Source organism: Pseudohongiella spirulinae (assembly GCF_001444425.1).
GTDB lineage: Bacteria > Pseudomonadota > Gammaproteobacteria > Pseudomonadales > Pseudohongiellaceae > Pseudohongiella > Pseudohongiella spirulinae.
On sequence record NZ_CP013189.1, the window covers coordinates 3245164 to 3258369 of the forward strand.

The following is a 13206-nucleotide window of genomic DNA, read 5'->3' on the forward strand; positions in this document are numbered from 1 at the left end:
AATTAATTTTGCTGTTGACCTTAGCGCTTGATGTAGTTCACTATTATTGCTGATCAGTGGGGTCAACTGTAATTTATAAAAACGATACATAACAATAATACTAAACATCGCTCATAACAAAGGGACTCAAATCATGGCACGTCCACTTCGAATCGAGTATCCGGATGCAGTTTATCACGTCTCAAACTATGCGCTGGAAGGCCAGCGCGCCTTCCCCTCAACCCGCTACTACGAAGCCTTTCTGCAGGCTCTTGAAGAAACCTGTAGCCGACTGAATGTTCAGGTTCATGCCTATGTGCTGATGAAAGATCAGTATCATTTGCTGATCAAGACCCCGGAAGGAAATCTCAGTCGCTTTATGCGCCAGATTGACGGCTTGTACACACAGTATTATCAGCGCCTGAAAAAATCTGACGGTTCTCTGTTCAAAGGTCGCTATAAAGCGGTGCTGGTGCAGGCTGACAAATACCTGCTGCCGCTGACCCGCTACATCCATCTGGGTGTGCGCAAGCAGGATCTGGACAAGAACGAATGGAGCAGTTACCCGGCCTATACCAACAAGGTTAAACCGCCGGTCTGGCTGGTGCGCGATGATGCACTGGCACAATTGGAAGGCCCCGCCAACCGTCGATACAAGATTTATGCAGATTACGTGGCTATGGGCGTCGATGAGGAAATGGCCCATTTCTACGGCAAGAAAAACCTGCTGTCGGTCATGGGTGATGAGAAATTCCGCAAGTTTGCCGCCGGCAAGCGCAGCGCCAGCAAGCCAAGAGGTGTATCACGGGGTGCTAACGCCAAATGGCGTCCCAGCTGCAAAGACATTGTCTCCGCGGTTGCCAAACACTTCAAAGTCAGTGAAGAGAGCATTTACCAGGCCGCCCGTGGTCCGGGCTCCAAGAACGTACCGCGCTGGGTCGCCATGTACCTGTGTCAGGAGCTGTCCGCCACCACGCTGCAGTCCATTGCCAGGCTGTTCAAGCTCAAGCGTTATGGCACAGTGTCGACAACGGTCGGGAAACTGAAGAAAGAGCTGGCTACGGATACCAAGCTCGCTGCAGCCACTCAAAAACTGGCAAAATCACTCAGCAAGCAGAAATAACAAGGCTGTTTCAGACCCACAAACGGGAACACCCGGCAAGCCAAAGGCCTGTCGGGTGTTTTTGTACGGGCTGCAAGGGCAAAGATTTACTTGATCTTGGCTTCTTTGTAGATCACGTGCTTACGTACCACCGGATCGAACTTCTTGATTTCGATCTTGTCTGGTGTAGTACGCTTGTTTTTGTCCGTTGTATAGAAGTGACCGGTGCCTGCAGAAGAAACCAGTTTGATTTTATCGCGCATTGCTGCTTACCACCTGATTCGGTTATTGATTAAACTTTTACGCCATTGGCACGGATATCGGCCAGAACAGCATCAATGCCTTTCTTGTCGATGGTACGCATACCTTTGGTGGATACTTTCAGTTTCACAAAACGCTTCTCTGACTCAACCCAGAAACGGTGTGACTGGATGTTCGGCACAAAACGACGACGCGTTCTGTTATTCGCGTGAGAAACATTGTTGCCTGTAATCGGCTTTTTGCCGGTTACCATACATACGTTAGACATGGTCTTGCCTCGTTACAAACCCGTGCAGAAAAATTTGAGCCGCGATTTATACCAAAACAGCCTGCCAAAGGCAACTTATTTCGCCTTTTTGCCTCACTAAAGCAGCCCTCGCTCGGCAAAGGAAACGACCTCTGCCTTGCCGACAACCACATGGTCCAGCACTCTGACATCAATGGTATTCAGGGCCGTGGTCAATCGCCGGGTAATACTGATGTCGGCCTGGCTGGGTTCTGCCAGGCCTGACGGGTGGTTATGCGCGAAGATCACCGCTGCCGCATTGTGATGCAGGCAGCGCTTGACCACCTCCCGCGGATACACTGCCGCTCCGTCGATGGTGCCCGTGAAGAGCTCCTCCATGCCTGTCACCTGATGCTGGTTATTGAGGTACAGGCAGGCAAAAACCTCATGCGGATAGTCCCGTAATCTTGCCCTCAGATAGTCGCGTGTCAGATCCGAGTTGGTCAAGGCATCGGCTTCTGCCAGACGCTCGCCCATATAGCGCCTGGCCAGTTCCAGCACCGCCTGAAACTGTACATATTTGCCCGGCCCCAGGCCCTGGTGCTGGCAGAACTGCTCCAGGCTGGCCGCCAGTATGCTGGACAGACCACCAAAGTCCAGCAGCAGGCGCCTGGCAACATCGATGGCTGTCTGTCCACGGGTGCCGGTGCGCAAAAACACCGCCAGCAATTCGGCGTCTGACAGACTGGACGGCCCGCCCGCCAATAGCTTTTCCCTGGGCCGCTCCGACACCGGCCAATCCTTGATCCCCATAACCTTCTCCATAAGCTGCATGTACATTGTTATAGCAGCTCTCCAAAAAACCTGCCTTGTCGAAAACGCCTCCTGTTGCATAGAATGCGAGATACACATCTGCAACGGACTTTGCCCATGCAATCAGATTCACTGGCCACACTGGCTAACAAACGCATACTGCTGGGCATGACCGGCGGCATTGCAGCCTATAAATGTGCCGAGTTAACCAGACTTCTGAGCAAAGCAGGTGCCGATGTGCGGGTGGTCATGACCCGGGCCGCCACCGAATTCATTACTCCGCTGACCATGCAGGCCCTGTCTGGTCATCGGGTGCATCTGGACCTGTTGGATGTTGATGCAGAAGCGGGCATGGGGCACATCGAGCTGGCACGCTGGCCGGATCTGATTCTGGTCGCGCCTGCCAGCGCAGACTTTCTGGCGCGCATGGTCACCGGCCATGCCGATGACCTGCTCACCACCCTGCTGCTGGCCAGCAAAGCACCGGTAGCATTGGCACCGGCCATGAATCAGGGCATGTGGCTGAATCGGGCCACCCAGGACAACCTGGCGACGCTGGTATCACGCGGCGCCCATGTGTTTGGCCCCGCCGCCGGCTCTCAGGCTTGCGGAGATGTCGGCCCGGGCCGCATGCTGGAACCAGCCGAGTTGGCCAGGCTGTGCGCCGACCTTTATCAACCCGGCCTTCTGAACGGTCTGCATATCACGTTAACCGCCGGCCCCACACGCGAAGCCATTGATCCGGTGCGTTTTATCAGCAATCACAGCTCCGGCAAAATGGCCTATGCGCTGGCGACCGAAGCCGTTCAGGCGGGCGCCCGTGTTACGCTGATCAGTGGCCCGGTGAATCTGCCTGCCCCCGACAGAGTAGAACTTGTAAAGGTCACAACCGCCCAGGAGATGCTGGACGCCAGCCTGACGGCCGTTGCCGACACCGACGTCTTTATTGGCGTTGCAGCCGTGGCTGACTATCGGGTATCCGAAAGCAGCGACCACAAAATCAAAAAAACGGCCGAAACCCTGCAACTGACTCTTGTTCGCAATCCCGACATCATTGGCACCGTGGCCGCGCTGCCGGAGCGCCCCTTTGTGGTGGGGTTTGCGGCCGAAACCCGGGATGTGGTCGAGTACGGACGCGACAAACTGAAGCGCAAAGGCCTGGATCTGTTGTTTGCCAATGATGCCACCGCCACCTTCAATAGCGACAGTATCGCCGCCACCGCCATCTGGCCTGCCGGCAGCAGCGAAGACCATCAGGAGCTGGGCCCGGCCAACAAACATTTGGTGGCCCGCCAGATGCTGATGCTGATTCGTCAGCGACTGGACGCCAACAAACCGGAAACAGCGCAATGACGGCAGTCTGCATACCGGATGTCATGTTCCGCGCCTATGACATCCGCGGCATCGCCCACCAGGACCTGACCACTGAAAATATCCGCATTATTGGCCAGGCAATCGGATACCTGGCGTTGCAGCAGGGTATTGATGAGCTGCTGCTGGGCGCTGACGGACGTCTTTCCAGCCCGGCTCTGGGGCAGGCTCTGATCAACGGAATTCTTGATAGCGGCTGCCATGTGATCGATCTGGGCGTGATTGCTACGCCTTTGCTGTACTTTGCAACCCACACGACGCACTGCGACTCCGGTGTCATGCTGACCGCCAGCCACAATCCGGCTGATTACAACGGCATCAAGATGGTACGTCACGGAACCTGCCTGACACCTGAGGAAATTCTGGGCATACGTGACCAGGCGCATTTTCTGGCCAGCCGCCCGGATAAAGTAAGGCCACCCGATCAGTCTCGCGGCAAGCTGCAAAAGCAGGACATCAAGCCGGCCTACATCCAATACATCAAGGAGCGGGTCAGCCTGCAGCGACCACTGAAGGTGGTGGTCGACTGCGGCAATGCTGTGCCAGGCCTGGTTGCACCGGAGCTCTATCGCGCACTGGGTTGCGAAGTGATTGAGCTGTATTGTGAGCTTGACGGTCGCTTCCCTAACCACCACCCCGACCCCACCATCAATGCCAATTTGGCTAGCCTTATAGAGTCAGTAAAGACTCACTCAGCAGATCTGGGCGTGGCACTGGACGGCGACGGCGATCGAGTGGTCATGGTGACCGACCAGGGCAGGGTTATCGATACGGACCGGCTACTGATGTTGCTGGTTCGCGACATTCTGCCACGATATGCCAATGACAGTCCGGCGCCCAAAGTGGTGTTCGACGTGAAATGCAGCAACCTGCTGGCCGGTGAAATCACCCGGCTGGGTGGCCAGCCGGTCATGAGTCGCAGCGGCCACTCATTCATGAAACAAAAAATGCGCGATAGCGGCGCCGTGGTGGGCGGCGAGTTTTCGGCCCATATTTTTATCAAGGATCGCTGGTTCGGGTATGATGATGGCCCCTACACCGGTGCGCGATTTCTGGAAATCCTGGCCCGCAGCCCGATCTCCGCCGACCAGATGCTGGATACCCTGCCACCCAGTCTGACCACGCCGGAACTGCGCATAGCGGTTGAAGAATCCGAGAAGTTTGAACTGATGGCGCGCATCAGCAAACTGGCCAGCTTCCCGCAAGCAAGCGTCAACTGCCTGGACGGCGTGCGGGCCGACTTCAAAGATGGCTGGGGACTGATCCGCGCCTCCAATACCACGCCAGCGCTGCTGCTGCGCTTTGAAGCCTGCAATGCGCAAGCGCTGCAGACTATACAACAAGCCTTCCGCCAACTGCTGCAGCAGGTTGATGCCCGACTCGACTTTGTCGCCTGACGGCTCAAGCGCCGTTTTAACAAACGGTGTAAGTCGTTATATACTGCCTGACTCACGTATTACACTGACATAACCGGACTGTCTCTATGCCCCTGGATCTTGCCGCCGCTAAAAACATCGCCAATGTACTGACCGAAGCACTGCCTTATATTCAACAGTTTACCGGTTGCACCATCGTGGTTAAGTACGGCGGCAATGCCATGACCGACGAAACCCTGAAAAACAGCTTTGCCCGCGATATTGTGATGATGAAGCTGGTGGGCATGAATCCGGTGGTTGTACATGGCGGAGGCCCACAGATCGGTTCTTTGCTGGAGCGCCTGAATATCCAGTCTGAATTCATCGAAGGCCAGCGCGTCACAGACAGCCAGACCATGGATGTGGTGGAGATGGTGCTGGGCGGCCTGGTGAATCAGGAAATTGTGGCACTGCTGAATAAGAACGGCGGCAAGGCTATTGGTATTACCGGCAAGGATGGCAACCTTATCAAAGCCACCAAGCTGATGAAAAAGAAGACCGGCGATAATGGCGAGGCCGACACATTGCTGGATCTTGGCCAGGTCGGCACGGTAGCTGGCATCAATAAAGAAGTGCTCAACATGATTGAGCACAGTGATTTTATCCCGGTCATCGCCCCCATTGGCGTTGACGAAAACGGCGCCACCTACAATATCAACGCCGACACCGTGGCTGGCGAGATAGCCAAAGTGCTGGGTGCGGAGAAACTGATGCTGTTGACCAACATTTCCGGCGTCATGGACAAACAGGGAACGGTGCTGACCGGCCTGACCACAGGCCAGGTTGACGAACTGATCTCGGACGGCACCATTTACGGCGGCATGCTGCCCAAAATTCGCTGCGCACTGGATGCCGTCAACAACGGCGTAAAAAGTGCACATATCATCGATGGCCGCGTTGAACACGCCGTCCTGCTGGAGATCTTTACCCACACCGGCGTTGGCACGCTGATCAGCAACATCCGTAAAGTTGGAGAGGACCACTGATGAACGCAGCCGTACACGCCCGCGCAGAACGCAAAACCTCACGCAAGGAACAGATTCTGCAGGCTCTGGCGCACATGCTGGAAACCGGCCCCGGCGCCCGCATTACCACCGCGGCGCTGGCCCGCGAAGTGGGTGTCTCAGAGGCGGCGCTATACCGCCATTTCCCCAGCAAAGCCCGCATGTTTGAAGGGCTGATCAAGTTTATAGAAGATACCCTGTTCACGCGTATCAACAAGATCCTGCAGGACGACCTGACCACTTCTCAGCGCTGTGAAAAGATCCTCACCCTGTTGGTGACCTTTGCCGAAAAGAATCCCGGTATGACCCGCCTGATGACGGGCGATGCGTTGACTGGCGAAACAGATCGCCTGCGCGCTCGTATCAGTCAGTTGTTTGATCGACTGGAAGCCCAGCTGAAGCAGGTGCTGCGCGAAGCGCAGATCCGGGAAGGCATGAAACCACCAGTATCCCCGGCTGTGCTGGCCAATCTGCTGCTGGCCAGTGCCGAAGGGCGGCTGGTGCAGTTTGTACGCAGCGAATTTGCGCACAAACCCACCGAGCACTGGGAGGAACAGTGGGCCTATCTGGCGCAGAACCTGCTGCAGCCGTTTAATGAAGAAGCGGCCGACCCCAGTCCCTATAATTTCTGACCGGAAATTTTTGCCCGGCGTCATATCTGGGCGCCAATTACTGTCGTGCAGGCAGCGACTGCAGACCCTCAGCCCCGTTGCTGCCTCCGCATTGTCGCTCAGACCCCGTATCGCTGACGGTAATTACGGATAGCCGGCAAAAAAGCCTTCAAATCCTCATCCTGCTGCATCTGCAGGTAGCTGATGATCTGATTCAGGTTGATCAGACTGAGCACCGGCACATGGAACTCCTTCTCGATCTCCTGAATGGCCGACAACTCACCCTGACCCTTTTCCTGCCGGTCCAGCGCCACCAGAATGCCCGCCGGTTTGGCGCCCGCCTCTGCAATCATGGCCATGACTTCGCGAATCGCCGTACCTGCCGTAATCACGTCATCAACAATCAGCACCCGGCCCTGCAACGGTGAGCCCACCATCTGGCCACCTTCGCCATGGGTCTTGGCTTCCTTACGGTTAAAGCAGTAAGGCTTATTGACCTGATGCTCACTGGCCAAAGCTGCGGCCGTCACCGATACCAGCGGAATGCCCTTGTAAGCCGGCCCGAACAACAGATCATAGTTCAGCCCGCTGGCATTGAGCGCCGTCGCATAACTACTGCCGATAAAAGCCAACGCCTCACCGGTATTAAACAGACCAGCGTTAAAAAAGTAAGGGCTTACTCGCCCGGACTTTAATGTAAATTCGCCAAAGCGAAGTATCTCATGCTCGATTGCGTACTCCAGAAACCGCAACTGATACGGTTGCAGTGCCATGTCCTGCCCTCCTGGTGTGCCGCTCATGACAGACCCAGCGCCTCCCTTTGCGTGGCAATCAACTGCTCAATGCCCTGCTGTGCAAGCTCCATCATTTGCTGCAGTTGCCCAAAGTCAAAATCACCCTCTTCTGCCGTGCCTTGCACTTCAATGAAACGTCCGGCGTCGTTCATTACTACATTCATGTCGGTCTCTGCCGTTGAATCTTCTGCATAATCCAGGTCCAGCACCGGCATGCCCTTATAAACACCCACCGATACCGACCCGATCAGCTGTTTGATTGGATTTTGTTTGATCAGTTTGCGTTCCAGCATCACGCCCACCGCATCGTACAAGGCGACACAGGCGCCGGTGATTGAGGCGGTGCGTGTGCCGCCATCCGCCTGAATTACATCGCAGTCCAGCTTGATGGTGTTCTCACCCAGCAGATTCATGTCCAGTGCCGCCCGCAAAGAGCGACCAATCAAACGCTGAATCTCGAGCGTACGGCCGCCCTGCTTGCCACGCGCCGCCTCACGATCCATCCGGCTGCCGGTCGAGCGTGGCAGCATGCCATACTCCGCCGTCACCCAGCCCTGCCCTGTGCCTTTCAAAAATCGCGGCACACTGGCTTCAACACTGGCAGTACAAATCACCTTGGTGTCGCCAAACTCCACCAGCACCGAGCCTTCAGCGTGCTTGGTGTAATGGCGGGTGAGGCGAATATCGCGCAGTTGATTGGCGGCGCGCTGGCTGGGGCGGGTGATGACGGCAGGTGTGGAAACTGACATGGAACCTCGGTGTGATATCTTTGAATTGAAGCGCAATTATCCCGCATTCAGCAGGCGATTGCGATAAACTTGCGGCATTCAGAACAGGAGGACAGCATGGCAGCCAGCATGACCGCTTTCGCCAGAAAGCAGCAGGAATACGATTGGGGCACCCTGAGCTGGGAGATCCGCTCGGTCAACCATCGCTACCTGGAACCTGGCCTGCGCCTGCCGGAATTGCTGCGTCCCCTGGAACCGGCGATCCGTGACGCTCTGCGCAAAGCCATCGCCCGCGGCAAGGTAGACTGTCAGGTGCGCATTCAGACCCGCGAAGAAACCACTCGTCAGGAAGAACTTGACCTTGGCATAGTCGGCCAGCTCAGCGACATGAGCCAGCAGGTACACCAGCTGATCCCGGGTGCCAGCCCGCTCAGCGTACACGAGATCCTGCGCTGGCCTGGCGTACTGCAGGAACACGAAGTGGATGCCACCCCCATTCAGCGCGACGCCATGGCACTGTTGCAGGAAACCCTGCGCGACTTCAACACGGCCCGCCAGCGCGAGGGCGAAGAGCTGGCCCAACTGATCCGACAGCGACTGGCTGCCATTACCGCCATCGTCAGCAATATCCGCGAACGTCTACCCGAGATCCTGCAGCGCCAGCAGGACAATATCCGCACTCGCCTGGATGCGCTGAAGACAGAACTCGATCCCACCCGCCTGGAACAGGAAATTGTACTGCTGGCCCAGAAGGCCGATGTGGATGAAGAGCTGGATCGTCTGGCCACGCATGTCGCTGAGGTGGAACGTGTACTGGGCACCAACGAGCCGATCGGCCGCCGCCTGGACTTTCTGATGCAGGAGCTGAATCGGGAGGCCAATACCTTATCGTCCAAGTCGATTGTCGCAGAGACTACGCTGAACGCCGTGGAGCTGAAGGTGCTGATTGAGCAGATGCGGGAGCAGATCCAGAATATTGAGTAAACAAGGCGGGCTGGCCAATCCTTTCGTGTCGAAATTTATGCAAAATATCGACATGTCTTTCTGATGTGCCGATGGCATCACCACACTTTAATGCGCATAAAAATGTTAAATATTGCATTTTTATGCGCATTAAAGTGTAATGGCCCTCTACCAACACCCATCAGGATGCCCAATGCAGCGCTCACTGACCCAGCAACTGCTGACCTGGAAAGCACAGCCGACCCGCAAACCGCTGCTGATTGACGGCGCCCGTCAAACGGGTAAAACCTACCTGTTGACCTCCCTGCTGGGTCAGACATTCCGGCGCGTGTTGCACATCGATTTTCTGGAGTCCCCGGAGATGGCTGAGGCATTCAGCGGCTCACTGACACCGCAGGATGTAATCACCAGTCTGGAGCTGCTCAGTGGCCAGCCGTTTGACCCCGCCAGCGACCTGCTGATCCTGGATGAGATCGGTGAATGCCCGCGCGCCGTGACCGCCCTGAAATACTTCGCCGAAAAAGCGCCGCATTTCTTTGTCGCCGCCAGTGGATCCAACATCGGCCTGCTGACAGCGTTTCCGGTTGGCAAGGTCGAGCAATACAATTTGCGCCCTCTCACCTTCCACGAATTTCTGATGGCCTCTGGTGATGCCCCACTGCTGACAGCCTTCGAACAGCAAGCCAACTCCGCCGCTGCCCACACGCGCCTGTTTGACGCCCTGACTGATTACTACTTCACGGGCGGCATGCCAGAGGCCGTTCATACCTGGTTTCAACTGAAAGAATCCAGCATCCTGGAGCGGGTGCAGACCGTCACACAGATCCACAGCGATCTGGTGGCCGGCTACCTGCGCGACTTTGGCAAATACGCAGGCAAAACTGACGCCAGCCTGATTGAAGCCGTGTTTCGCAACGTGCCCGCGCAACTGTCCGCGGTACTGGACGACTCCGTGCAGCGCTTCCGCTTTAAGGGCATTTACGAGCGTAAATCTCGCTACGGCGAGCTGGAAAGTGCCATCACCTGGCTGGAGAAATGCCGTCTGGTGCTGAAGAACTATCCCGTTGAAGGCACTCCGCGCTACCCGCTGGCTGCGTACAAAAAAGACAATCGATTCAAACTCTACCTGTTTGATACTGGCCTGCTGAACCACATGCTGGGAATGAGCTACAAAGCCATCAAACAACAGGGCTACGAATACAAGGGTTTTGTGGCCGAGAATTTTGTGCAGCAGGAGCTGGTCGCGCTGGGGCAGGACCCCACCTTTGCGTGGTTTGACGCCCGCGCCGAGATGGAATTTATCGTCGCGGATGATGCCGGACGCATCGTACCGATAGAGGTCAAAAGCGGTAAACGCACACGGGCAAAGTCGCTGCAGTCCTATATCGACAAGTGCGCACCGCACAAAACCATCAAGCTAACCGGCACGCAGGGCTCGTCGATGTTGGAGCAACACAACATCGTGGCTCCGCTCTATTACACCGGGCATGTGGTGCGTGGTTTGTTGTCAGAATGACCCAAAACTTACAATTGGACGAATAAAAACTTTGCCGGTTTCTGACATACGGAATGTCGTTATGTCAGAAACTAATCTTAAGTTGACATAAGACTTGCGATTCCACGCCAAATTGAAATAGGATGAGGCGCTATATCAAAAACTCGCGAGTTTCTGACATATGAATATCTCTAATTTCAATGCAGGGCGCTACGAGCAACGCTACGAATACAAGGCTTTTTTACCTGAACACATCTGCCATGAGTGGGTGATTGCCGACCCCGAGCTAATGGATCTGCTGGGGAAAGCCGATCGTGCGCTGGGCGAACTGAACGCCTTCAGCCAGCTGATTCCCGGCATCGACTTCTTCATCCGCACCTATGTCGCAAAAGAGGCTACCCAGTCCAGCCGGATTGAAGGCACTCAGACCAACATCGAGGATGCCTTTAAAGACGCCGATGATCTGAAGCCAGACGAGCGGGACGACTGGACCGACGTCCAGAATTACATTCAAGCTCTCAGGTTCGCCATCGAATCTCTGGACAGATTGCCGCTGTCCGTCAGGCTGCTGAAGCAAACCCATGCCATTCTGATGCAGGGCGTGCGCGGGGAACACACATTGCCGGGAGAGTTTCGCAGCAGTCAGAACTGGATTGGCGTCAGCCTGAATCACGCTGCCTTTGTGCCACCACATCACGAGCACGTGCCCCAGCTGATGGGGGATTTGGAGAAGTTTTTGAACGCACAAGACTTCTTTTTGCACCCATTGCTGCGCATTGGTATCGCTCATTACCAGTTCGAGACCATCCACCCGTTCCTGGACGGTAACGGCCGACTGGGCCGACTGATGATTGCTTTGTACCTGGCAGCCGAGAGGCTGTTGCACAAACCGGCGCTGTATTTGTCGGACTACTTCGAGCGCAACAAAACCGCCTATGTTGACCATCTGATGGCTGTACGCCACGGTAATCACCTGCGTGAATGGCTGGTGTTTTTCCTGTTCGGCATCCAGGAAACCGCGCGCGCCGCTGCCAGGGTGTTCCGCGCCATCATAGACCTGAAACAAGGAATAGAGCGAGATGTCCTTCCGCACTTTGGTGCCCGCCGCCAGGGCAATGCACACACCCTGATGCGCCACCTCTACGGCCAACCGGTTATCGACATCAAGTGGGCCGCCGAGACCATTGGCACCTCAACCAACACCGCCGCCGCCCTGGTGGCCGACCTGGTCAGCCATGGCGTGCTTGTTGAAATCACGGGTCAGCATCGCAATCGGCTGTATGTATTCGATGCCTATTTACGGCTGTTTCGGGCCGAGACACCATGACCGACCAAACCACCTACATGGCCGACTTCATGACGGCCTTCCAAACCCTGGAACGCTGGGGCCCCGGCAGCGATGCCGACACCCTGCGGGCGCTGCAGCAGGTGCCGGGCAAACCACAGCGCATCGCCGACATTGGCTGCGGCAAAGGGCTCGCCACCCTGCTGCTGGCGCAACACACGCAGGCACACATCACCGCCATTGATACCGAAGCCGGCGCGCTGGCCCGTCTGTTGTCGACCTGGGCCTGAGCCAGCGTGTCACCGCCTGCTGCGCCAGCATGGACGCACTGCCCTTTGAACCAGGCAGTTTTGATCTGATCTGGGCCGAGGGTTCGGCTTACATCAAGGGTATAGAAGCCGCCCTGCAAGCCTGGCAGCCCCTGCTCAGCGCCCAGGGCACGCTGGTCTTCAGCGACATGGTGTGGCTGAGCGATCAAGCCAGCGATGATGCCAGGGCATACTGGCAGCGGGAGTATCCGGACATGCAGAGCGTGCCGACCCGGCTGGAACAAATCGCCACGCTGGGTCATCAGGTGCTGGCGCATTTCACCCTGAGCGAGGCGGGCTGGGACAATTATTACCGGCCGCTAAAGGCAAGGGTTGCGGAACTGCGCGATGTGATGCCTGACTCGGCGGCGCTGCGGGATATCGCGCGGGAGGTGGCGCTGGCGGAGCGGGCGAAGGGGGTGTTTGGGTATGAGGTGTTTGTGTTGGCTACTACGAATGAAATTTAGCAGGGAATACCAATCAGGCCATTCCTGCCTTTTGGGTCGGCTTAACCGTGTGCATCAATGCGATTCTTTGTCCAGTTCGTCCATAAGAGAATTATAGTCGTAATCGACAAATCCGCTCTTTTCCCCTTCCGACAGCAACCGACGCAAATGCTGGCGGCGGATTTCTGCCTCTTCAAGCATCCGGAGCCCGGTGCGCACAACCTCGCTGGCGGAACCATAACGCCCGCTCTGGATTTGCTGAGCAATAAACTCATCAAAATGAGCGCCAAGGGAAATGCTGATGTTTTTAGCCACGGCCGCCTCCAGCTTCATAACTCGCTCAGGCACGCCAGAGCTCGAGCGTGATCTTCTGGTGTTTTGATGAGTTTTATGTCGTACATCTTT

General features: G+C 56.2%; 16 protein-coding genes. 10 read left to right on the forward strand and 6 right to left on the reverse strand.

Translation table 11 applies throughout. The annotated features are described in order from the left end of the window. The first annotated feature begins 133 nt into the window (after positions 1 to 133). Positions 134 to 1102 carry a helix-turn-helix domain-containing protein gene (locus PS2015_RS14920; protein WP_058022975.1) on the forward strand — a complete coding sequence of 323 codons (969 nt, stop codon included), beginning with the start codon at positions 134 to 136 and terminating at the stop codon, positions 1100 to 1102. Positions 1103 to 1188: 86 nt separating this feature from the next. Here PS2015_RS14920 and rpmG read toward each other — a convergent pair whose 3' ends face one another. From rpmG to radC, 3 genes are all read right to left on the reverse strand, one after another. Continuing rightward, a complete protein-coding gene (gene rpmG / locus PS2015_RS14925) occupies positions 1189 to 1344 on the reverse strand; it encodes a 50S ribosomal protein L33 (protein WP_058022976.1) in 156 nt (51 codons plus the stop codon). A gap of 29 nt (positions 1345 to 1373) precedes the next feature. Further along, positions 1374 to 1610 carry a 50S ribosomal protein L28 gene (gene rpmB, locus PS2015_RS14930; protein ID WP_058022977.1) on the reverse strand — a complete coding sequence of 79 codons (237 nt, stop codon included), beginning with the start codon at positions 1608 to 1610 and terminating at the stop codon, positions 1374 to 1376. Between the two features lie 96 nt (positions 1611 to 1706). Further along, positions 1707 to 2381: a RadC family protein gene (gene radC / locus PS2015_RS14935; protein WP_058023428.1), complete on the reverse strand. Its 675-nt coding sequence runs from the start codon at positions 2379 to 2381 to the stop codon at positions 1707 to 1709. A 132-nt stretch (positions 2382 to 2513) separates the two neighbouring features. Between radC and coaBC the strand changes: the two genes are divergently transcribed. The 4 genes from coaBC (at position 2514) to slmA (ending at position 6803) form a co-directional block, all read left to right on the forward strand. Then, entirely contained in the window at positions 2514 to 3734 is a 1221-nt protein-coding gene (gene coaBC, locus PS2015_RS14940; RefSeq protein ID WP_156412803.1) for a bifunctional phosphopantothenoylcysteine decarboxylase/phosphopantothenate--cysteine ligase CoaBC, read from the forward strand. Further along, positions 3731 to 5149 carry a phosphomannomutase/phosphoglucomutase gene (locus PS2015_RS14945; RefSeq protein WP_058022979.1) on the forward strand — a complete coding sequence of 473 codons (1419 nt, stop codon included), beginning with the start codon at positions 3731 to 3733 and terminating at the stop codon, positions 5147 to 5149. Before coaBC ends, PS2015_RS14945 begins: the two co-directional genes overlap by 4 nt. Positions 5150 to 5235: 86 nt before the next feature. Further along, on the forward strand, positions 5236 to 6153 hold the full coding sequence (gene argB, locus PS2015_RS14950; protein WP_058022980.1) for an acetylglutamate kinase: 918 nt from the start codon (positions 5236 to 5238) through the stop codon (positions 6151 to 6153). After that, entirely contained in the window at positions 6153 to 6803 is a 651-nt protein-coding gene (gene slmA, locus PS2015_RS14955; RefSeq protein ID WP_058022981.1) for a nucleoid occlusion factor SlmA, read from the forward strand. Before argB ends, slmA begins: the two co-directional genes overlap by 1 nt. Before the next feature lie 98 nt (positions 6804 to 6901). On the opposite strand, the gene pyrE is transcribed toward slmA, so the two are convergent. Continuing rightward, on the reverse strand, positions 6902 to 7549 hold the full coding sequence (pyrE, locus tag PS2015_RS14960) for an orotate phosphoribosyltransferase (RefSeq protein WP_058023430.1): 648 nt from the start codon (positions 7547 to 7549) through the stop codon (positions 6902 to 6904). A gap of 29 nt (positions 7550 to 7578) precedes the next feature. After that, positions 7579 to 8301 carry a ribonuclease PH gene (rph, locus tag PS2015_RS14965; RefSeq protein ID WP_058023432.1) on the reverse strand — a complete coding sequence of 241 codons (723 nt, stop codon included), beginning with the start codon at positions 8299 to 8301 and terminating at the stop codon, positions 7579 to 7581. 120 nt (positions 8302 to 8421) lie between these two features. Here rph and PS2015_RS14970 point away from each other — a divergent pair, with 120 nt between their 5' ends. From PS2015_RS14970 to PS2015_RS15865, 5 genes are all read left to right on the forward strand, one after another. Further along, positions 8422 to 9288: a YicC/YloC family endoribonuclease gene (locus PS2015_RS14970; protein ID WP_058022982.1), complete on the forward strand. Its 867-nt coding sequence runs from the start codon at positions 8422 to 8424 to the stop codon at positions 9286 to 9288. A gap of 172 nt (positions 9289 to 9460) precedes the next feature. Next, on the forward strand, positions 9461 to 10783 hold the full coding sequence (locus tag PS2015_RS14975; protein ID WP_058022983.1) for an ATP-binding protein: 1323 nt from the start codon (positions 9461 to 9463) through the stop codon (positions 10781 to 10783). A 160-nt stretch (positions 10784 to 10943) separates the two neighbouring features. Then, positions 10944 to 12089 (forward strand): Fic family protein, encoded by a 1146-nt coding sequence (locus tag PS2015_RS14980; RefSeq protein ID WP_058022984.1) that lies wholly within the window; start codon positions 10944 to 10946, stop codon positions 12087 to 12089. Continuing rightward, complete coding sequence (locus tag PS2015_RS15860) at positions 12086 to 12337, forward strand: methyltransferase (RefSeq protein ID WP_058022985.1); 252 nt, start codon at positions 12086 to 12088, stop codon at positions 12335 to 12337. Before PS2015_RS14980 ends, PS2015_RS15860 begins: the two co-directional genes overlap by 4 nt. A gap of 29 nt (positions 12338 to 12366) precedes the next feature. Further along, the gene (locus PS2015_RS15865; protein WP_058022986.1) at positions 12367 to 12822 is read left to right on the forward strand and encodes a class I SAM-dependent methyltransferase; all 456 of its coding nucleotides are present in this window, start codon (positions 12367 to 12369) and stop codon (positions 12820 to 12822) included. 54 nt (positions 12823 to 12876) lie between these two features. On the opposite strand, the gene PS2015_RS14995 is transcribed toward PS2015_RS15865, so the two are convergent. Next, positions 12877 to 13134, reverse strand: a complete 258-nt coding sequence (locus PS2015_RS14995; RefSeq protein ID WP_418054912.1) for a type II toxin-antitoxin system ParD family antitoxin — start codon at positions 13132 to 13134, stop codon at positions 12877 to 12879. Positions 13135 to 13206 lie beyond the last annotated feature (72 nt).